This is a genomic window from Pseudomonadales bacterium (assembly GCA_024234215.1).
In the GTDB taxonomy this organism is placed as follows: domain Bacteria; phylum Pseudomonadota; class Gammaproteobacteria; order Pseudomonadales; family UBA5862; genus JACKOQ01.
This window is the reverse complement of sequence record JACKOQ010000001.1, coordinates 357,898-377,252: the sequence shown is the minus strand read 5'-3', so window position 1 is coordinate 377,252 and position 19,355 is coordinate 357,898. Positions and strand designations below refer to the sequence as shown.

General features: G+C 62.9%; 19 protein-coding genes. 11 read left to right on the top strand and 8 right to left on the bottom strand.

Annotation, left to right across the window (positions count from 1 at the left end; genetic code table 11):
- Window positions 1-8 precede the first annotated feature (8 nt).
- The 7 genes from xerC (at window position 9) to H7A13_01810 (ending at window position 7,864) form a co-directional block, all read left to right on the top strand.
- Window positions 9-911 carry a tyrosine recombinase XerC gene (gene xerC, locus H7A13_01840; GenBank protein ID MCP5332097.1) on the top strand — a complete coding sequence of 301 codons (903 nt, stop codon included), beginning with the start codon at window positions 9-11 and terminating at the stop codon, window positions 909-911.
- Window positions 908-1,645: an HAD family hydrolase gene (locus H7A13_01835; GenBank protein ID MCP5332096.1), complete on the top strand. Its 738-nt coding sequence runs from the start codon at window positions 908-910 to the stop codon at window positions 1,643-1,645. The genes xerC and H7A13_01835 overlap by 4 nt, the downstream gene beginning before the upstream one ends.
- A gap of 181 nt (window positions 1,646-1,826) precedes the next feature.
- Entirely contained in the window at window positions 1,827-3,311 is a 1,485-nt protein-coding gene (locus H7A13_01830) for a UbiA family prenyltransferase (protein MCP5332095.1), read from the top strand.
- Complete coding sequence (locus H7A13_01825) at window positions 3,308-4,627, top strand: FAD-binding oxidoreductase (protein MCP5332094.1); 1,320 nt, start codon at window positions 3,308-3,310, stop codon at window positions 4,625-4,627. Before H7A13_01830 ends, H7A13_01825 begins: the two co-directional genes overlap by 4 nt.
- Window positions 4,624-6,603: a hypothetical protein gene (locus H7A13_01820; GenBank protein MCP5332093.1), complete on the top strand. Its 1,980-nt coding sequence runs from the start codon at window positions 4,624-4,626 to the stop codon at window positions 6,601-6,603. Before H7A13_01825 ends, H7A13_01820 begins: the two co-directional genes overlap by 4 nt.
- 40 nt (window positions 6,604-6,643) lie before the next feature.
- Window positions 6,644-7,381 (top strand): SDR family oxidoreductase, encoded by a 738-nt coding sequence (locus H7A13_01815; protein MCP5332092.1) that lies wholly within the window; start codon window positions 6,644-6,646, stop codon window positions 7,379-7,381.
- A 69-nt stretch (window positions 7,382-7,450) separates the two neighbouring features.
- Window positions 7,451-7,864, top strand: coding sequence for a GtrA family protein (locus H7A13_01810; protein MCP5332091.1), 414 nt, complete (start codon window positions 7,451-7,453; stop codon window positions 7,862-7,864).
- 199 nt (window positions 7,865-8,063) lie between these two features.
- Here H7A13_01810 and H7A13_01805 read toward each other — a convergent pair whose 3' ends face one another.
- The 3 genes from H7A13_01805 to H7A13_01795 all read right to left on the bottom strand — a co-directional run bounded on the left by H7A13_01805 (window position 8,064) and on the right by H7A13_01795 (window position 10,842).
- Entirely contained in the window at window positions 8,064-8,201 is a 138-nt protein-coding gene (locus H7A13_01805; protein MCP5332090.1) for a hypothetical protein, read from the bottom strand.
- A 76-nt stretch (window positions 8,202-8,277) separates the two neighbouring features.
- A complete protein-coding gene (locus H7A13_01800) occupies window positions 8,278-9,975 on the bottom strand; it encodes a hypothetical protein (GenBank protein MCP5332089.1) in 1,698 nt (565 codons plus the stop codon).
- Between the two features lie 246 nt (window positions 9,976-10,221).
- The gene (locus tag H7A13_01795) at window positions 10,222-10,842 is read right to left on the bottom strand and encodes a glutathione S-transferase family protein (GenBank protein ID MCP5332088.1); all 621 of its coding nucleotides are present in this window, start codon (window positions 10,840-10,842) and stop codon (window positions 10,222-10,224) included.
- 332 nt (window positions 10,843-11,174) lie between these two features.
- On the opposite strand from H7A13_01795, the gene H7A13_01790 reads away from it, so the two are divergent.
- Genes H7A13_01790 through H7A13_01775 form a run of 4 tightly spaced genes read left to right on the top strand, consistent with a single transcriptional unit; the run spans window position 11,175 to window position 15,245 of the window.
- Window positions 11,175-12,098: an ABC transporter ATP-binding protein gene (locus tag H7A13_01790; GenBank protein ID MCP5332087.1), complete on the top strand. Its 924-nt coding sequence runs from the start codon at window positions 11,175-11,177 to the stop codon at window positions 12,096-12,098.
- Window positions 12,098-12,832: a heme exporter protein CcmB gene (locus tag H7A13_01785; GenBank protein MCP5332086.1), complete on the top strand. Its 735-nt coding sequence runs from the start codon at window positions 12,098-12,100 to the stop codon at window positions 12,830-12,832. The genes H7A13_01790 and H7A13_01785 overlap by 1 nt, the downstream gene beginning before the upstream one ends.
- A 14-nt stretch (window positions 12,833-12,846) precedes the next feature.
- The gene (locus H7A13_01780; GenBank protein MCP5332085.1) at window positions 12,847-14,766 is read left to right on the top strand and encodes a Gldg family protein; all 1,920 of its coding nucleotides are present in this window, start codon (window positions 12,847-12,849) and stop codon (window positions 14,764-14,766) included.
- 38 nt (window positions 14,767-14,804) lie between these two features.
- Window positions 14,805-15,245 (top strand): GNAT family N-acetyltransferase, encoded by a 441-nt coding sequence (locus H7A13_01775; protein MCP5332084.1) that lies wholly within the window; start codon window positions 14,805-14,807, stop codon window positions 15,243-15,245.
- Window positions 15,246-15,287: 42 nt separating this feature from the next.
- Here the strand turns inward: H7A13_01775 and queC are convergent, their stop codons facing one another.
- From queC to tolB, 5 genes are read right to left on the bottom strand one after another with little or no spacing between them, the layout of a single operon-like run.
- On the bottom strand, window positions 15,288-15,977 hold the full coding sequence (queC, locus tag H7A13_01770; GenBank protein MCP5332083.1) for a 7-cyano-7-deazaguanine synthase QueC: 690 nt from the start codon (window positions 15,975-15,977) through the stop codon (window positions 15,288-15,290).
- Between the two features lie 4 nt (window positions 15,978-15,981).
- On the bottom strand, window positions 15,982-16,632 hold the full coding sequence (queE, locus tag H7A13_01765; GenBank protein ID MCP5332082.1) for a 7-carboxy-7-deazaguanine synthase QueE: 651 nt from the start codon (window positions 16,630-16,632) through the stop codon (window positions 15,982-15,984).
- 23 nt (window positions 16,633-16,655) lie between these two features.
- Entirely contained in the window at window positions 16,656-17,378 is a 723-nt protein-coding gene (ybgF, locus tag H7A13_01760; GenBank protein MCP5332081.1) for a tol-pal system protein YbgF, read from the bottom strand.
- A gap of 54 nt (window positions 17,379-17,432) precedes the next feature.
- Window positions 17,433-17,972, bottom strand: a complete 540-nt coding sequence (pal, locus tag H7A13_01755; protein ID MCP5332080.1) for a peptidoglycan-associated lipoprotein Pal — start codon at window positions 17,970-17,972, stop codon at window positions 17,433-17,435.
- A gap of 50 nt (window positions 17,973-18,022) precedes the next feature.
- Window positions 18,023-19,351: a Tol-Pal system protein TolB gene (tolB, locus tag H7A13_01750; protein ID MCP5332079.1), complete on the bottom strand. Its 1,329-nt coding sequence runs from the start codon at window positions 19,349-19,351 to the stop codon at window positions 18,023-18,025.
- Window positions 19,352-19,355: the final 4 nt, after the last annotated feature.

Sequence of the window (19,355 nt, the reverse complement as noted above, 5' to 3'; positions counted from 1 at the left end):
CCGCCCCGATGGACGCGCAGATCGACCACTTCCTGCGCCAACTGCAGCAGCAGCGTGCGCTGTCGAACCACACCCTTGCGGCCTACCGCCATGAGCTGACGCGCTTCGCCCGCTTTGCCGGCGAGCGGCAGCTCCAGCTTGCCGACATCGATCAGCCGCAGATCCGGCTGTTCGCCAGCGAACTGCGGCGCCACGGCCTCGGCGGCCGGTCGATCCAGCGCGCCCTTTCCGCACTGCGCAGCTTCTTTCGCTTTCTGCTGCGCGAAGGGGTGGTCGGCGACAACCCGGTGCTCGGCGTGCGCCTGCCGGGCAGCCGGACCCGGCTGCCGCGTCCGTTGCCGGTCGAGGAGGCGGTGCAACTGGTCGAACTGAAGGGCGAGGCGTGGCTGATCCGGCGCGACCGCGCGCTGCTTGAACTCTGCTACGGCGCCGGCCTGCGGCTGGCCGAACTGACCAGCCTGAACTGCGCCGACCTCGATCTGAATGAACGGCTGGTGACCGTCACCGGCAAGGGACGCAAGCAGCGGCTGGTGCCCTTTGGCCGCGCCGCCGCAACGGCATTGCGCCAGTGGCTGACCGTGCGGGGAGCGCGGTTGGCCGACGACCGCGAGCCGGCGCTCTTCATCAGCCGGCGCGGCCAGCGCATCCATCCGCGCACCGTCCAGGCGATGATGCACAGGCGCGGCGTCGAGCAGGGGCTGACCAGTCGGCTCCACCCCCACCGGCTGCGCCACTCCTTCGCCACCCACCTGCTGGAGTCGAGCGGCGACCTGCGGGCGGTGCAGGAGCTGCTCGGCCACCGCGACATCAGCACCACCCAGATCTACACCCACCTCGATTTCCAGCATCTGGCCGCCAGCTACGATGCCGCCCACCCCCGCGCCCGACGGCGCGGCAAGAGTGTGCCATGACGCCGCCCCGGCTGAAGCTGGTCACCTTCGACCTCGACGACACCCTGTGGGAGAGCACGCCGGTGCTGATCGAGGCCGAAGCGGCCATGCAGCGCGCTCTGCAACAGCAACTGCCCGCGCTCGGCGACACATTGCGCTCGGGCATCCTGCGCCAGCAGCGCGCGCTGCTGCTGGCGGCGGAGCCGGCGCTGATCCATCGGGTCAGCGAGCTGCGGCGGCGGGTCATCGCAACGACGCTGCGCGATCTGGGCCTCGACGCCGAGCGCGCACAGCAGATTACCGAAGCCGCCTTCGAGCAGTTCCTGCAGGCGCGCCACCAGGTGCGTTACCACGCCGATGCGCTGGAGATGCTCGAACTGCTGGCGCGGCGTTACCGCCTCGGCGCCCTCACCAATGGCAACGCCGACATCCGCCGCCTGGGGCTCGACCGCTACTTCGACTTCGGCTTCAGTGCCGAGATGCTGGGGGTCGGCAAGCCCGACCCGGCGCTGTTCCGGGCCGCGCTCGACGCCATCCGATGCAGTCCGGCGCAGATGGTGCATGTGGGTGACCACCCCCAGCATGACATCGACGGGGCGCAGCGGCTCGGCATCCACACCATCTGGGTCAACCACACCGCCAGCGACTGGCCCGGCGGCACACCCCCCAGCGCGACCATTCACCATCTGGGTGAACTGCCCGCTGCGCTGGCCAGGCTTGAGTCGATCACTCCAGCGGGTGACGCACAGCGATGATCACCCACCGCCTCCGCCGGCGGAAAATCATGCTTTTTCTGATTGTTGGCATGAAATCGTTACACGGAATTGTTAAGCTTCGCTGCTTCCCGTCACCCGCTGCTTGGTCAAATCGTTGAACTGACAGTGACGACATGAGCACGTTGAAGAGTGAAAATCGGACAGGAAGGAACTCTGCACCATGAAATCAGCCAAGCAGCAAGCCCAGACAGACCACCATCCAGCCGCTGACAGCAGCGCCCCGGCGCTGCCGCCGCTGGCGGTCGACCTCGACGGCACGCTGCTGCGCTCCGACCTGCTGGTCGAGTCTGCCTGCGCATTCGCCCGCCACCATCCGCTGCAAGCCTTCATGCCACTGCTCTGGCTGCTGCAGGGCAAGGCCGCACTCAAGCAGCGGCTGGCGGCCATGGCGCCGATCGAGGTGGCCGCACTGCCCTACGACCCGCAGGTGCTCGAATTTCTGCAACAGGAGCACGCCGCTGGCCGCCGCCTGATTCTGGCGACCGCCAGCCACCGCCACTATGCCGAGGCGATCGCGGAGCACCTCGGCCTGTTCGAGCAGGTGCTGGCCACCGAGGGCGAGGTCAATCTGTCGGCCCACCACAAGCGTGACCTGCTGGTGCAACACCATGGCGAGCAGGGGTTCGACTACCTCGGCAACTCGCGCGATGACCTGAAGGTGTGGGAGGCGGCCCAGCGCGCCCACCTGGCCAACCCGGAGCGCGGTGTCGAAGCCGCGGCCAGACGGCAGGGCAACGTCGAGCAGGTGCTGCGCACAGCCGGCAACCCCTGGCGTGACTGGAGCCAACAGTTGCGCCTGCACCAGTGGGCGAAGAACGCACTGCTGTTCGTCCCGCTGCTGGCCGCCCACAAGCTCGGCGATGCCGCCATGTTGCTGAATGGCCTGCTGGCCTTTGTGCTGTTTGGTCTCTGTGCTTCCAGCGTCTATCTGCTCAACGACCTGCTCGATCTGCAGGATGACCGCCAGCACCACCGCAAGCGCCATCGTCCGCTGGCCAGCGGCGCGGTCCCGATCAAGTCGGTGCTGCTGCTGTTTCCGCTGCTGACGCTGACCGCGTTCGCCGGCGCGGCCTGGCTGCTGCCGCAGCAGTTCGTGCTGGCGCTGCTCTGCTACTACGGCCTGACCCTCTCCTACTCACTGCTGCTGAAGCGCTACATGGGGGTCGATGTCATCGTGCTGGCCGCGCTCTACACGCTGCGGGTCATCGCCGGCACCTTCGCCTTCGGGGTCACGCTGACCTTCTGGATGCTGGCCTTCTCGATGTTCCTGTTCCTCAGCCTGGCGCTGGTCAAGCGCTACACCGAACTGCGCGACTCCCGCCTCAAGGGCAAGAGCGAACTGACCCCGGGGCGCGGCTACTACCCGGCCGATCTGGAGATGGTCTCGGCACTGGGCGCTGCCTCCGGCTATCTCTCGGTGATGGTGCTGGCGCTCTACACCCAGGATCAGACGACCGCAGCCCTCTACCAGCATCCCCAGCTGATCTGGCTGGCCTGCCCGCTGCTGCTCTACTGGGTCACCCGCACCTGGATGCTCGCCCACCGCGGCCAGATGCATGAGGATCCGGTGCTGTTTGCAATCAAGGATCGCACCAGCCTGCTGGTCGGTGCCCTCTTCGCCGCGGTCTTCTGGATCGCTGCATGAGTGCCGGGCGGTACTCCTGGGGACGCTACCCGCACCATCCACAGACCCTGCACCACTGTGCCTGGCGCGAAACGGTGCGGCCCACCCTGGCGGCCGTGGCCGCCAAACATGGCAGCCTGCTCCCCTATGGCAATGGCCGCTCCTATGGTGACAGCTGCCTGGCCGCCAGCGACCAGTTGCTGTCGCTGCGGCCGCTCGACCGCTTCATTGCGGCGGATTGGCAGAGCGGGCTGATTCGTGCCGAGGCGGGCATGACACTCGGTGAGCTGCTGGAGCTCGCCATTCCGCGCGGCTGGTTCGTGCCGGTCACGCCGGGCACCAAGTTCGTCACGCTCGGTGGCGCACTGGCCAATGACGTCCATGGCAAGAACCACCATCGGCGCGGCACCTTCGGCTGCCATGTACCCCGCTTCGGGCTGATGCGCAGCGATGGGGCCGAGCTGGTCTGCTCCTCCAGCGAAAACAGCGCACTCTATGCCGCCACCATCGGTGGTCTGGGGCTGACCGGTCTGATCGACTGGGTCGAACTGCAACTGCTGCCGATCCGCTCCAGCCTGCTCGATGTCACCACGGTGCGCTTCGGCGCGCTCGATGAGTTCTTTGCCCTCTCGAACGAACTGGATCAGCGGCACGAGTTCGCCGTCTCCTGGATCGACTGCCTGTCACGGGGCAAGACCGCCGGACGTGGCGTCTACAGCGTGGCCGACCATGCCGAAGCGGGCCCGCTGGCGTGCCACCGCCCCTCCCGGCTGAGGGTCCCGGTCACGCCGCCGCTGTCGCTGGTCAACCGCCTGTCGCTGCGGCTGTTCAACAGCGCCTACTACCGGCTCCACCGGGCGGACCGTCACCAGAGCCGAAACAGCCATGAGCCCTTCTTCTACCCGCTCGACCGCATCCTGAACTGGAACCGCATCTACGGTCCGCATGGTTTTCAGCAGTATCAGTGCGTGCTGCCGCCCGGCAACGCGGCCGCGGCGACCCGCGCGCTGCTCGACAGCATCGCCAGCGCACAGAACGGCTCCTTTCTCGCCGTGCTGAAGCGCTTCGGCGATGCGCCATCGCCCGGGCTGCTCTCGTTCCCGATGCCAGGCGTGACCCTGGCGCTCGACTTCCCGCAGCAGGGTCAGCGCACCCAGCGGCTGTTTGCCCGGCTCGATGCCATCGTCCGCGAAGCGCACGGGCGGCTCTACCCGGCCAAGGATGCCCACATGAGCGGCAGCGACTTCCGCGCTGCCTACCCGGCCTGGACGCAGCTCGAAGCGCTGCGCGATCCGCGGATCCTGTCACGGTTCTGGCAACGGGTCATCGACCAGTGAGTCGACTGTCGCGCTCTGGATGGAAACAGTTTCTGGCCACCCGGCCTGTCGTGCTGGGTGCTCTGCTGCTGCTCGCCAGCCTCCTGGCCTTTGCACCCTTCGCGCCGCTGTTGCCCGGTACTGAACTGGACGACGCCTGGCGCCTGGCGATGAACCAGGCGGTGGCGCAGGGACTGGTGTTCGGGCGCGACATCGTCTTCACCTTTGGCCCCTACGCCGCGCTCTACACCCAGCACTACCACCCCGCAACCTATCCGGCCGCCCTGCTGCTCGGCGTGCTGTTCGGGCTGGCACAGGGCACCCTGCTGCTGAGCTGCCTGCGCCGACGGCACAACGGCTGGCTGTGGACCCTTGCCGGCTTTCTGCTGCTGGTCGACTCGCGCGATGCGCTGTTCTTCGCCTACCCGCTGCTGCTGACCCTGGTGACCTGCATGGAGAGTGCCTCCCACGGCAGTGATGACCGGCTGCGCTTTGTCGGCCAAGAGACCGGCCATCTGCTCGCCATCGCCCTGCTCGGCGCGCTGCCGATCATCAAGGGCTCATTCTGGCCGCTGGCAGTGATGGCCAGCCTGGTCGGTGCGCTGCTGCATGGCCTGAAGGGTGAGCGGCTGCGTGCGGCGCTGTTCATCCTGCTGCCGCTGCTGACGCTGCTGCTGCTGTGGGGGCTGGCCGGTCAACCGCTGGCGGCGCTGCCCGACTACTTCCGCACCCTGTCGCCGATCATCTCCGGTTTTGCCGAGGCGATGTCCAACCGCGGACTGCTCTGGCAGGTGGTGGTCTACCTCGGACTGGCGGCCGGGATCATCCTTGCAACCCTGCGTTCAGCCGGCCCTGCGCTGCCGAAGCGGCTGGCCATCACCCTGGCCGTCGGGCTGTTCCTGTTCATCGCCTTCAAGGCCGGTTTCGTGCGGCATGACCGCGTCCATGCGGGGGCGATCAGCACCGGAACGGTGCTGGCCATTCTGGCGATTCAGGCCACCCACAGCGCAAAGCTGCCGCGGTCGATCGTGGTGACCGCCTTGCTGATGTGCCTGTTCATGCATCTGCGATACATCGGCCTCTCGATCGAACAGACCCCGCTGGCAGCGCTGCGTGGTGTGACGGACAACAATCCCCTCGACATCCGACAGGCATTCACCGAGCGGATGAGACAGCTCGCTACCCAGTCACCCCTGCCCCGACTCCCCGGCAGCAGCGATATCTACCCCTTCGACCTCACTGACCTGATCGCTTCGGGCAACCACTGGGCACCACGTCCGGTGCTGCAGAGCTATTCGGCCTACACCCCGCTGCTCGCCCGGATGAATGAAGCGCATCTGCGCGGCGCAGCGGCGCCGGACAACATCTTCTTTCGCATCGAGAGCATCGATGGCCGCTTCCCCTCACTGGACGATGGTCTGAGCTGGCCGACGCTGCTGTCGCACTACCAGATCACGGGCAGCGACCGCCAATACCTCCACCTGCAAAGACGAACCACGCCGGCCACGACGCAAAAAACCGTGCTGACGCAGCAGAGCCATCGCCTTGGCGAATGGGTGTCGCTCCCCTCTGCCGCGCAGATGCTCTTTGCCGAGATCGAGCTGGCGCCGACGCTGCTCGGGCGACTGTCGATGCTGCTGTTCAAGCCCGATCAGCTCTACCTCTCGGTCGACCTCGGCCATGGCGAGAAGCGGGTCTATCGCTTCATCCCCAGCATGGCGCTGACCGGCTTCGTGCTGTCACCGCTCGTCGAATCCACCGCCGAGTTCGCCCAACTGGCGAATGGTCAACCGCCATCGCTGCACGACACCAGAGTGGTCCAGCGCATCCGCATCCTCTCCTCCCGCGCCGTCACCCGCTGCGGCGAGTCGCTGACGTTCTGCGAAAAAGATCCAGAAAAGCAAGGAAAAGGGAGCAATTCGTTCTCCTGGCGCAGTGACTACCGTCTGACGCTGACGGCACTGGAAATACCGCCTGTCCCGTCAACCTTACCGTGACTTTTGGCAGAGCAAATCAAACCCACCTCGGCAGCCCCTCATGCAAAACATCCTGATCATCGGCGCGACCTCGGCCATTGCCACCGCCGCTGCCCGGCACTGGGCACGGCAAGGCGCAACGCTCTTTCTGGTGGGACGCACCGCCGCAAAATTGCAGCAGGTGGCCGATGACCTGAGCGCACGCGGCGCCACGGTGCACACCCATCTGCTCGATCTGACCCAGCTCGATCAACATGCCGCCATGCTGGAGGCCTGTCGGACCGCGCTGGGGCGCATCGACATCGCGCTCATTGCCCACGGCACGCTGCCGGATCAGCAGGCCTGCGAACGGGACGCCAGGCTGGCCCTGCAGGAGTTCACCAACAATGGCCTGAGCGTGATTGCGCTGCTCACCGAACTCGCCAATCAGATGGAAGCACAGCGCACTGGCTGCATCGCCGTCATCTCCTCGGTGGCGGGCGACCGTGGCCGCCCCTCCAACTATCTGTATGGCGCCGCCAAGGGTGCCGTCACCGACTTCTGCAGCGGGCTGCGTGGCCGCCTGCACCGCAGTGGCGTGCATCTGCTGACCATCAAACCCGGTTTCGTCGACACTCCGATGACCCAAGGACTGGCGCTGCCGCAACTGCTGCTGGCGACGCCGGAGCAGGTCGGCAGTGACATCGTGCGCGCGATCGAAAAGCGCAGAAACACTCTCTACACCCCCTGGTTCTGGCGCTTCATCATGCTGGCCATCATTCATCTGCCGGAGTGGCTCTTCAAACGCCTTGCTCTGTGAAAAGAGGATTCGGCTTTCTGTATTTCTCCGCCCCATCATAAAAGACACCCCATCAGCGAAAATCGTTCAATGCTCTCTTCCGCAAGACTGGCGCTCAAGTATGGCATTTTTGCCTGCATGGCAACCGCAACGAACATCGGCACGCAAGACCTCTCCATCCGCCTTTACAACGGAGCATTCGGCATGCTCATTTCCGTTGCAGTCGGCACAGGAGCTGGACTTTTCGTAAAGTATCTTCTCGACAAACGCTACATCTTTCGCTTTCGCGCGCACAACGCAATCCATGACTCCCAGACTTTTGCGCTCTACACCGCCATGGGCTTGGCCACCACCGCGATTTTCTGGGGATTCGAGTTCACCTTCCATCACCTCTTCGCAACCAAAGAGATGCGTTATCTGGGCGGCATCATTGGTCTGGCCATTGGCTATTTGGCCAAATACCATCTCGACAAGCGCTACGTTTTCCGCACACAGGGCACATGAGAGCCCTTCTTCATGACTCACCAACACCGGACTGCTTTTCTACAGGCACCCTCTGCGTTTCATCGCCAGGCTGAACAGGATTCGAATACGCTGCCTCCTCCAGCAGCATCTCTCTCCAGCAGAAAATCACGCTGGGATCTGGACTCAACCTGTTCGGACAAGATCTCGATCCGGGGCACCTCAACACCTAAATTACCCGTCAAATCACATCAAGCAAGAACATTCGATCCAGACAAGTCAAACCCTGGAACATGATGGCAAGCCTCAGAAACAAAGCCACCAAAACAATCAGAGCGATAGATGCTTTTCCTTTCGCAGCCGCTTTCAGCTCAAACATTCAACGCCCCTGTCAAAAATCATTGAAGCCACGTTGCGCACCACGGGCGACCTTATGATCAGGCGGGACTTGACACTCAATCCCCATAAACAGTGAAGCATGCACTCTTGAAAATGATCCGGGATTTAATCCTGATCTCATCTCCAAAATTCTCCAGCAACTCTTTCCCGCTCCAGTAACATTCATCCACCACGGCGACCCTGCTTTCGGCATTGATTGCCAAAAAATCCGGATGATATGATCGACTGATTTCATGACCATACAGATACCACGGCCATGCACCTTCTGGAATTCGACCCACCCCATAAATCTGGGGGACCAGACCCGGAAAAGAGAACCACGATATTTTATCATTTCTGAACTGACTGACATATGAGAGCGTTTTATCCATTTCACGCGCGTACAAAATAAAAAAGCCAGCCTTATGCCATCCATTGCTGCCATATTCTGATACGGAAAATTCTCTCATGTCCAAAAGATGGCGCAGAGACTGAGGGAGATAGTAAGCATGCGAGAAAAAACCCTTGATGTTCCTGAACTCAACAAATTCAGACCTCAATCCGGCTTCATGCGCAAAAATTGCTGTGCCGGTTATCATGGCAGTTTTCATGACCACCAAAACCGGCCTCACCATCATCAACGAAATCACCAATAGAGCAGAAAAGTACAGGCTCATGCCCCATCTTATCGATTTTTTCGCACTGCGCTCGCGCTCAAGGATCAACTTGCTGCTGCGCAACTCACTCCGATAGACAAAAACCGGGAGCGCCAATGCAAATGCCAGCCTGAGCGGCTGCAAATCCCCCACATTCCCACTGCTCAGAGCAATGCTGGAGAGGAGCGGCAATGATGCAAACAGAAAAATCCTGATCTCTTTTTTCATCAGATAAAAGCAGACCGACAACAGAACTCCAGCAACCCCTGCGAGCGCCGCAAGCACCTCCCACTTCAAAAGCGGTGCAAGCCCCCTGACCAGCACAATATTCCAGACCGTTTCAAAATAGTTCGGCCAGAGCAGATAGAGTCCAGCTGCGGCGCCTGCACCCACAATGCAACTGACCAGCGCTGGACGGCTACGCTCACTCAACACATTCGCCCATAACAGCGCCAGAAAAACGACAAAGTACGAAAGCTTGGTCAGCAAGGCAACGACGAGGGCAAAACTCCAGAACACTGCAACAGAAAACGACTCTTTTTCTTTCTTGACCCAAAAACTCAGGACAAGAAAGCAGTAGATGACATCCATGTAACGGTTGTAGAAACCGTGATAGGCAACCGCATTGGCATCCGCGAAAGAAAAAAAAGTAAAATCCAGAGCCACCGGAACGACACTGAAGACAAGCAGCAGCAAGTAGATGCAAACTGCAAAACGCTTCGGCAATCGAGAAAAAACCGGCTGGTATGTCAGCGCAAATGTGGCCGCACCGATCAAGACATGCGCGACAAAATAATCAACGCCATATCCCGAAATCAGATTGGAAGCCTTGAGAAGCCAAATCGGAAGCATGAAGGGCAGCCACAGTTCGCGGATGTTCGCACTGCCTGCGAACATCTGGACTTCAATCCCTTTGAGCGCCAGATAATCCCACCAGTAATTTCCAATCGGAACGCTCGACACGAAATTGCAAAATATGAGTAGCAGAACGGCATAGGCCAGAATAAAAAACAGAAAGCTCTTCAAGTCTCCTTTTGGCGATTCCAGTCCGGCAGCATCGTCGCTCGCCTCCAGCGCCTTGATTTTCTTGTCTCGGCCTTCAAAAAATGACAGATCCATTGCTTGATGATCACCTTCTAAAGAAAATTGCGATTCGAATCAATATCAGGGAAAACACAGAAAAATGGCACAAAACAAAAAACAACTCCGTGGAATTGTCCTTGGCTTCTTCGACAGGAAAACAGCAAGATGTGATGCGGGAGGATGGCTGGAACGCAACCTATACGCCCATTGCCCAAGATGCACCGAGCCGCCTGCTCGCTTCTGCGTTCATGGGAGTTCGAGCAGTGGAGAAAAACCCACCCCTCACAACCGATCGCGCATCGCGGCGGCCAGGTCGTCGATGATCGGCACCGCCCTGGGGTTGTGCTGGATGCGCTCCCAGTAGCTGCTGATTTTCGGATGTTTTTTGAGCTGATCGGCGCGATCGAAGCTCGGCAGGTAGCGGGTCATCACATAGAGCGTCGGCACCAGCGCGCAATCGGCCAGCGTCAGGGTATTGCCGACCGCGTAATCCGGCCCCTCGATGAAGTGGTTGAGCCGCACCAGTCCCAGCACCAGCTCTTCGAACTTCTGCTCCACCACGGCCTGGTCACGGCTCTGCATCTCGACATGGGGGGCCAGGTCGAACATCGGCGCGAGTATGTAGATGTCGTTGATGCGGTTGATGGTGCGCACCAGCGCCCGTTTGGCCGGGTTTTCGGCCCGCAGCGAGGGGGTGGGAAACTGGTCTTCGAGGTATTCGCAGATCACTTCGGCCTCGGGGATGACCAGCGCGTCGATGTGCAGCGAGGGAATTCTGGCCACCGGATGGATGCTGGAAAAATCCTCCGGCGGTTCGATCAGTTCGATGTCGAGCCCCTTGAAGTTGATCAGCATGCGGCAGCGCGAGGAGTAGGGTGAACGGCGAAAATGGTAGAGCTTCATGGCGTTTCCCGGATCGATGAGGTGAATCGCGAACAGGGGCGGGTGCTGAGAGGGCCCATCCATGCCCGCATTGCTTGCGGGCCATTGTGCGCTGCGCGCTTTGCACAATGCAAGGGCGGAACCGCCTTCACCTCCCGGTAAAGCACCCTCTGTGCCGGACAGGCAATGCGACGGCCATGCCGACAAAAAAACCGCCCGCCACTCCCGCTTGCAAAGCCGCAGGGGGCTGCCTATAGTCCCGCCCCACTGCATTTTTCTCCTCTGATCGTTCGACAAGATTCCGCTGCCATCTGCCAGCTCTCCATGCATCACATGCCCCACAGGTTTCGGCCATGATCCGTGTCTCCTCCCTGACCAAATCCTTTGATGGCTTCGTCGCCGTCGATCGGCTCTCGTTCGAGCTGAAGAGCGGCGAAGTGCTCGGCTTCATCGGCCCCAATGGTGCCGGCAAGTCGACCACGATGAAGATCATCACCGGCTTTCTGGCCCCGACCGAGGGCAGCGTGACCATCTTCGATCAGGACATCTGGCGCACGCCGCTGGCCGCCAAGCGGTTGATCGGCTATCTGCCGGAGGGGGCGCCGGCCTATGGCGACATGACCGCTGCCGAGTTTCTTCGCTTCATCGCCGAGATTCGCGGCTTCTCCAAACAGCAGCGCAGCGAGGCGATCGATCGGGTGGTGGCCGCGCTCGATCTGGAAACGGTGCTGGGCAAACGCATCGAGACGCTGTCGAAGGGCTTCCGGCGCCGGGTCGGATTGGCACAGGCGCTGATCCATGACCCCAGGGTGCTGATTCTGGATGAGCCGACCGATGGGCTCGACCCCAATCAGAAGCATCAGGTGCGCGAGCTGATCCGCGGGCTGTCGAAAGAGAAGATCATCATCATCTCGACCCACATCCTCGAAGAGGTGACCGCGCTGTGCAGCCGGGTGATCGTCATCGCCAACGGCCGGCTGCTGACCGACGCGACACCGGCGCAGCTCGAGGCCCACTCCCGCTACCACCGGGCGGTGACCGTCGAGAGCCGCGAGCCGGCGCTCGGTGAGAAGCTGCGCATGCTGCCCGGCGTGCAGGCGGTGGAAGAGGATCAGGTCAACCAGCGCTACACGCTGATTCCGGTCACGGGGCAGGAGATTCTGCCAGCACTCAACCAGAGAATCGCCAGCGAAGGCTGGGCGATCAGCCAGATCTATGTCGAGAAGGGTGAACTGAACGATGTGTTCCGCCAACTGACCACCGGAGAAGCCGCCTGATGTCCGCCACGACCATTGTCATGCGCCGCGAGCTGGCCAGTTACTTCGCCACCCCGCTGGCCTACATCTTCATCGTGATCTTTCTGGTGGTGGCCAGCGTCTTCGCCTTCAGTGTCGGCAACCTCTACGAGATGGGTCAGGCCGATCTGCTCAATTTCTTCAACTTTCATCCCTGGCTCTACCTCTTTCTGATTCCGGCGCTGGCGATGCGGCTGTGGGCCGAGGAGCGCAAGACCGGCTCGATCGAGCTGCTGCTGACGCTGCCGATCCGGCTGCACGAGGCGGTGCTGGGCAAGTTCCTCGCCGCCTGGCTGTTCAGTGGTCTGGCGCTGCTGCTCACCTTTCCGATCTGGATCACCGTCAACTACCTCGGCGACCCGGACAATGGCATCATCCTCGCCAGCTATCTGGGCAGCTGGCTGATGGCCGGGGCCTTTCTGGCGATCGGCTCCTGCATGTCGGCCTGCACCAGCAACCAGGTGATCGCCTTCATTCTCACCATCGTCATCTGCTTCTGCTACGTGGTGGCCGGTTTGCCGCTGCTGCTCAACTTCTTCGAGGGCTGGGCCAGTCAGCCGCTGCTGGATGCCGTGGCCTCACTGAGCTTCATGACCCACTTCAATGCGATCAGCCGCGGCGTGCTCGATTTTCGTGACCTGCTGTTTTTCGTGCTGATGATCGTCGGCTGGCTCACCGCCACCGCGATCGTGATCGACATGAAAAAGGCACAGTAAACCGGAGCATCACGATGAAATTCACCAGACTCTTCTCCAGAACCGGGCTGATTCTGCTGCTGACGCTGCTGTGTGCAGCCACCCTGCTGATCGATCGGCTGCTGCCCGCAGCACGCATCGACCTGACCCAGGACCGGCTCTACTCACTCTCCGACGGCAGCCGCAAGCTGCTGCAATCGCTCGACAAGCCGGTGCACCTCTATCTGTTCTTCTCCGAAAAGGAGAGCAAGGAGAATCCATTCATCCGCGCCTACGCCAAGCGGGTGCGCGAGCTGATCGATGAGTATCGGCTGGCCAGCAACGGTAAACTGCTGCTGGAGGTGATCGATCCGGAGCCCTTCTCGGAGGCCGAGGACAAGGCGGCCGAACTCGGCATCAACGCCATTCCGCTGCAGGCTGGCGGGCCGCAGATCTATCTGGGATTGGCCGCCAAGGGAGAGAACGGCACCACCGAGCGCATCCCCTTCTTCAGCCCCGATCGCGAACCCCTGCTGGAATATGACATCAGCCGGATGATCTACACCGTCAGCCGCGGCAAGCGGCCGACGGTGGGGCTGATCAGCGCCATCGACGTGCTGGGCGGCATCGACATGCTGCGCCGCCAGCCCACGCCGCCGTGGATGGCCTTCGCGCAGCTGGAGCAGCTCTTCGAGTTCAAGCAGGTGGGCAACGAGACCAGCGAACTCGACCCCAAGCTCTATGACCTGCTGGTGCTGATCCATCCGCAACAACTGCCGCCGCGGCTGGAGTACGCCATCGACCAGTACCTGATGCGCGGTGGCAAGCTGATCCTCTTCGTCGACCCCCATGCCGAGCGCATGAATCAGGGCATGATGGAACTGGGTGACGCCGCCTCCAACCTGCCGGCGCTGATGAAGAGCTGGGGCGTCGAGATGGTCGACAAAAAGGTGCTGCTCGACGATGGCCATGCGATCAACGTCACCGTGGGTGAAGAGGCCCGCCAGGTGCGCCATCCGGCGATTCTGGCGCTCGACAAGAGTGGCTTCGACAGCAGCGACGTCATCATGAGCCGGCTCGAGTATGTGCTGGTCTCCTCCTCCGGTGTGCTGAAGCCGATCGAAGGGGCCACCACCCGCTTCACCCCGCTGATGCAGTCGAGTTCGCAGAGCATGCTGATCGATGCCGACAAGATGCTCGGACTGACCGATCCATCGCTGCTCTATCAGGGCTTCGAACCGGATGGCCAGCTCTACACGGTGGCGGCGCGCATCACCGGCCCGTTGCAGAGCGCCTTCCCCGCTGGCCCGCCGGCCGAGCCCAAGCCGCCGGCCAATGCGCCCAAGGCAGCCGCTGAGCCACCCGCTCCGGCAGCCAAGCCGTTGCTGCCCCATCTCGCCGCCTCGCAGAGCGACAGCAACATCCTGGTGGTGGCCGACACCGACCTGCTCACCGACCGGCTCTGGGTGCGGGTGCAGAACTTCATGGGACAGCAGGTGGGCACCCCCTTCGCCGACAACGGCGATCTTATCGCCAATGCGGTGGACAACCTCAGCGGCAACCCCGACCTGATCGCCATCCGCGGCCGGGGTCAGTTCTACCGCCCCTTCACCCGGGTCATCGCGCTGCAACAGCAAGCCTCTGCCCACTTCAGAGAGAAGCAGGAGCAGCTGCAGGCCAGTCTGAAGGAGACCGAGCAGAAGCTGGGGGCACTGCAAGCCCAGCGCAATGGCGAAGGCGAACAGCAGAAGAGCGCCACGCTGACACCGGAGCAGGAGGCCACCATCGAGCAGTTCCAGCAGGAGAAGCTGCGGCTGCGCAAGGAGCTGCGCACCGTCCAGCATCAGCTCAACCAGGAGATCGAGCAGTTGGGCACCTGGATCAAGGCTCTCAACATCCTGCTGATGCCGCTGCTGATCACGCTGTTCGCGCTGCTGCATCGGACCGTGAAACAGCGGCGGGCGGCGCTCCGCTGACTCCGCCGGCGCTTCTCTTCAGCCTCGGGATGCCAGCGATGCACATTCATCTTGCCGAAACCGATGCGGAGATTGCCGGCTGCCATCCAGCCATGCAGACACTGCGCCCGCAGATCGCGGAGGCGGATTTTGTTTCGCGGATTCGCCGCCAGCAGGCCTCGGGGTACCGCCTGGCCTTTGTCGAACAGGACGGCATGGCCGTGGCGGTGGCGGGCTTTCGCCTCGGTGAAAACCTCGCTTGGGGCCGTTTTCTCTACGTCGATGACCTGGTGACCCTGCCCAACCACCGCTCCCAAGGGCTGGGCGCCACGCTGCCGTCATGGCTCCGGGCATTCGCGGTCCAGGCGGGTTGCCAGCAGTTGCACCTCGACTCCGGCCTGCACAGAGTCGACGCACACCGTTTCTACGAACGCGAAGGGATGTCGAAGCGCAGTTTTCACTTCGCGGAAAATCTCGCGCCCGACGGCGCAGGCGGATGAGCTGTGTGGCCGGAGCGCTGTTCCAGCGCCTGAATGCCCGGTTCAGGCGTAGCGGGTCGGGTCGGGCAGACCGGCGTCGCTGAACCCCTTGGCGCGCAGCCGGCAACTGTCGCAGCGGCCACAGGCTGCGCCGGTCAGATCGGCCTGATAGCAGGAGACCGTCAGAGCGTAGTCGACACCCAGCGCCGCGCCCCACTGCACGATCTGCGCCTTGGTCAGGTCGATCAGCGGCGTCTTCAGTTCGATGCGCTGGCCCAGCACCGCGCGACGGGTGGCGAGGTTGGCCATGCCGGCAAAGGCGGCGATGAACTCCGGTCGGCAGTCGGGATAGCCGGAGTAGTCGACCGCATTGACGCCGATGACGATGGCATCGGCATCGAGCACCTCCGCCCAGGCCAGTGCCAGCGCCAGAAAAATGGTATTGCGCGCGGGCACATAGGTGACGGGAATGCCCGGGCTCGGCTGTTCCGGCACCGCGATGCTGCGGTCGGTCAGCGCCGAGCCACCGATGCCGGCCAGATCGATCTTCATCACCCGATGTTCGACCGCGCCCAGTTGCCGAGCGATCCGCTGTGCTGCCTCCAGCTCGGCCTGGTGACGCTGGCCATAGTCGACCGCCATCGAGTAGCAGTGATAGCCCTCGACACGGGTGGCCGCCAGCGCCGTGCTGGAGTCGAGCCCACCGGAGAGCAGCACCACCGCGCGCCGTTCGCTGCTGGTTGCCATGTTCATCCCCTCAACGTCCGGGCTGATCGCCCCAGAGTACCTTGTGCAGTTGCAACTGGAACCGGACCGGCAGCCGGTCATCGAGCATCCACTGCGCCAGCCGTGCCGGATCGAGTTCCCCCTGACAGGGCGAGAACAGCACCGCTTCGACCCGTTCGGGCAGTCGATGCTGATCAAGCATGAAGCGGGCCCACTCATAGTCGCGGCGATCACGCAGCACCAGCTTGATCTGGTCATGCGGATTGAGCAGATCGAGGTTGCGCCAGAGGTTGCGCTCGACCTCCCCCGAACCGGGCGTCTTCAGATCCATCACCTTGACCACCCGCGCATCGACACCATCGAGGTCGATGGCACCGCTGGTTTCGAGCGAGACCCGGTAACCCAGGTCACAGAGCCGCACGAGCAGGTCGAGACAGCGCGGCTGCGCCAGCGGTTCGCCACCGGTGACGCAGACATGGCGGGCACCATGGCCGGCCGTGGCGGCGATGATCTCGTCGAGTGAGTGCAGGCTGCCGCCGCTGAAAGCATAACTGGTGTCGCAGTAGTGGCAGCGCAGCGGGCAGCCGGTCAGGCGGATGAAGGTGGTGGGCCAGCCGACACTGGGCCCCTCGCCCTGCAACGAGAGAAAAATCTCGGTGATACGCAGTTGCGCCTTGGCCATCTGGAGTGCGGAGGGCTCCGCGGCTACTTGATTTCGCGCAGGTAGATCTCGGCCAGCCTGGCCGCCGAACTGTCGGGGAAGATGGTGCGGGTCTTCTGCAACATCTCCTTGGCGCGGTCGTTCTGCCCCATCTTGTGGTAGACCACGCCGAGCTTGTACATCGCATCGGGGGTCTTGGGATGTTGCGGATAGTCGCCGATCACCTTGGTGAACGAGCGTCGGCCCGCCTCCCAGTCCGATTTCAGCAGGTAGAGCTCACCCAGCCAGTAGTAGGCATTGGCGGTGTAGTCACCCTTGGGAAAGCGCTGCACAAAGGCCTCGAAGCTGCTGCGCGCCTCATCGAAGCGCCGCTCCTTGACCAGTTGATAGGCGCTCTTGTAGGCCTCCTCGGCATTGCCGGTCGCCGCCGCAGCCGGCGTGCTTGCCGGTGCCGCTGCGGTCTGCTGGGGCGCGGCGGCCGCCGGTTGAACCGGAGCTGTCTCACCTGCCGCGGCCGGAGCAGCCGCAGCCGGTGACTTCAGTTCATTGATGCGTCGATCGAAGTCGAGGTAGTGCTCTTTCTGCCGCGTCTTCAACTGCTCGATGTCGTGGCTCTGCTCCTCGATGCGGCCACGCAGTTCGAGGATCTCCTGCTCCATCTGCTGAAGCTTGAGAAACAGCTCCGAACTGACGCTGCCGCCGCCACTGCTGGCAGCAGCCGCCGGCGGGGCTTCCGCCGCAAGGAGCGGAAGGGGCTGCAGCGCCATCACGACAGCCAGCAGCCCCAAAGCACCGAACTTCGACCTCACTGCCTCACCCGATCAGTAGCGGAACTGGGCGCGGCGGTTCTGCGACCAGGCTTCCTCGGAGTGCTCCGGGTTCTCGGCACGCTCTTCGCCATAGCTGACCACTTCGATCTGGTTCGAGGCCACCCCTTCGAGCAGCAGGAAGTTGCGCACCGCCTTGGCCCGCCGCTCACCGAGCGCCAGGTTGTATTCGCGGGTGCCGCGCTCGTCACAGTGGCCCTCGATGGTCAGGCTGGCCTGCGGGTTGTTCTTCAGATAGAGCGCGTGGGCCACCACCTGCTCGCGGTACTCGTCACGGATCGCATCCTGGTCGAAGTCGAAGTAGATCACCTTGACCAGTTCGGCCGGCGAGGAGGGGATGCCGCCACTGCCGCCGTGAGCGCCGATGCCACCCCCGGCGCCGGCCCCATAGCTGGAGGCGCCGCCCTGACCACCCATGCCAGCCGCCGCACCACCGGCCGCGGTTTCATCGATGTCGCCCTTGGAACTGCAACCAGCCAGGCCCACCAGGCTGACCATCAGCAGCGCGAGAGTAAGCAGACGAGACAGTGACATGAAATTCTCCCTTGGAGTGTTGCGAAGTGGTTGAGATCGGTACGACCGCATCAGCGCAGTGGCGACCAGGCCGGTTCGCGCACGTCACCTTCGGTGGCGGGAATGCGAAACCGCACCCGGCCATCGATCGACACGGCGGCAAGTATACCCTGCCCGCGGGTTTCAGTCGCATAGAGCACCATGGTGCCATTGGGCGAAACACTGGGTGACTCATCGAGCCGGGTGTCGGAGAGGATGCGCACATTGCCGCGCTTGAGGTCCTGCGCGGCAATGTGAAAGTTGCCGCCGCTGCGGTGGACGAACACCAGCGTGCGCCCATCGGCAGTCACGGTGCCACGGGCGTTGTAGTCACCTTCATAGGTGACCCGCTTCACTGCCAGCGAATCGAGGTCGAGCTGGTAGATCTGCGGCTTGCCGCCGCGGTTGGAAGTGAAGATCAGCGATTCGCCATCGGGCAGCCAGCGCGGCTCGGTGTCGATGGCGAAGTGGCTGGTGACCCGCTTCAGGTTGCGGGTCGCCAGATCGAGAATGTAGATCTCCGGATCGCCATCCTTCGACAGCACCAGGGCCAGCCGGCGACCATCGGGTGACCAGTCCGGCGCGCTGTTGAGGCCGGAGAAATTGGTCACCTGCTCGCGCTGGCCGCTGCGCACGTTCTGCACATAGATGGCGGGTCGGCCGGTCTCGAAAGAGACGTAGGCGATTCGCTCGCCATCGGGTGCCCAGGCCGGCGACAGAATCGGCTCCCGCGAATCGAGCAGCACCTGTGGCCGCTCGCCATCGGCATCGGCCAGGAACAGCCGGTAGCGCATCGCACCGGCGGAGCGCGACTCGGTGATGTAGATCATCTGGGTGGAGAAGATGCCGGGAATGCCGGTGATCGCCTCGTAGATGCGGTCGCTGACCCGATGCGCCAGCGCGCGGGTCTGGTCGCTGCGTCCGGTCAGCGTCTCGGCCAGCAGGCGGGCGCCGGTGGCGGTGTTGAAGAGCAGATAGCGCACCTCCGACTGCCCATTGGCAGTGCGCTGCAACTGGCCGATGGCGACATAGTCGGCGCCGAGCAGGCGCCAGTCGCGCATCACCACCTCCTGCTCCTCATGCGGTGTGCTCAGCATGTTGTTGCGGGCAATCGCACTGAACTGTCCGGTTCGCTCCAGGTCGCCGGAGACGATGCCGGCCACGTCATCCACCCCTTCTGCACCGCGAAACGGCACGATCGCCACCTTGATCGGATTGTCGACACCCGAGGTGATCTCGATGGTCAGGTTGGCGACACCCAGCCGTGACCAGCCGAGGAGGCTCAACAGCAGCGCCAGCAGTCCGAATGGCCGCCACCGGCGGCGCAACGCGGCGGGCGCGGACGAAAGAAGGCAGGTCATGCGA

Bases quoted from the DNA above. Each gene is read 5' to 3' on its own strand.
- H7A13_01810 (MCP5332091.1), top strand. From the start codon at position 7,451: ATGCTCTCTTCCGCAAGACTGGCGCTCAAGTATGGCATTTTTGCCTGC.
- H7A13_01835 (MCP5332096.1), top strand. From the start codon at position 908: ATGACGCCGCCCCGGCTGAAGCTGGTCACCTTCGACCTCGACGACACC.
- queE (MCP5332082.1), bottom strand. From the start codon at position 16,632: ATGGCCAAGGCGCAACTGCGTATCACCGAGATTTTTCTCTCGTTGCAG.
- H7A13_01800 (MCP5332089.1), bottom strand. From the start codon at position 9,975: ATGGATCTGTCATTTTTTGAAGGCCGAGACAAGAAAATCAAGGCGCTG.
- queC (MCP5332083.1), bottom strand. From the start codon at position 15,977: ATGAACATGGCAACCAGCAGCGAACGGCGCGCGGTGGTGCTGCTCTCC.
- H7A13_01775 (MCP5332084.1), top strand. From the start codon at position 14,805: ATGCACATTCATCTTGCCGAAACCGATGCGGAGATTGCCGGCTGCCAT.
- ybgF (MCP5332081.1), bottom strand. From the start codon at position 17,378: ATGGCGCTGCAGCCCCTTCCGCTCCTTGCGGCGGAAGCCCCGCCGGCG.
- H7A13_01780 (MCP5332085.1), top strand. From the start codon at position 12,847: ATGAAATTCACCAGACTCTTCTCCAGAACCGGGCTGATTCTGCTGCTG.
- H7A13_01795 (MCP5332088.1), bottom strand. From the start codon at position 10,842: ATGAAGCTCTACCATTTTCGCCGTTCACCCTACTCCTCGCGCTGCCGC.
- H7A13_01825 (MCP5332094.1), top strand. From the start codon at position 3,308: ATGAGTGCCGGGCGGTACTCCTGGGGACGCTACCCGCACCATCCACAG.
- xerC (MCP5332097.1), top strand. From the start codon at position 9: ATGGACGCGCAGATCGACCACTTCCTGCGCCAACTGCAGCAGCAGCGT.
- pal (MCP5332080.1), bottom strand. From the start codon at position 17,972: ATGTCACTGTCTCGTCTGCTTACTCTCGCGCTGCTGATGGTCAGCCTG.
- H7A13_01830 (MCP5332095.1), top strand. From the start codon at position 1,827: ATGAAATCAGCCAAGCAGCAAGCCCAGACAGACCACCATCCAGCCGCT.
- H7A13_01785 (MCP5332086.1), top strand. From the start codon at position 12,098: ATGTCCGCCACGACCATTGTCATGCGCCGCGAGCTGGCCAGTTACTTC.
- H7A13_01805 (MCP5332090.1), bottom strand. From the start codon at position 8,201: ATGTTTGAGCTGAAAGCGGCTGCGAAAGGAAAAGCATCTATCGCTCTG.
- H7A13_01790 (MCP5332087.1), top strand. From the start codon at position 11,175: ATGATCCGTGTCTCCTCCCTGACCAAATCCTTTGATGGCTTCGTCGCC.
- H7A13_01815 (MCP5332092.1), top strand. From the start codon at position 6,644: ATGCAAAACATCCTGATCATCGGCGCGACCTCGGCCATTGCCACCGCC.
- tolB (MCP5332079.1), bottom strand. From the start codon at position 19,351: ATGACCTGCCTTCTTTCGTCCGCGCCCGCCGCGTTGCGCCGCCGGTGG.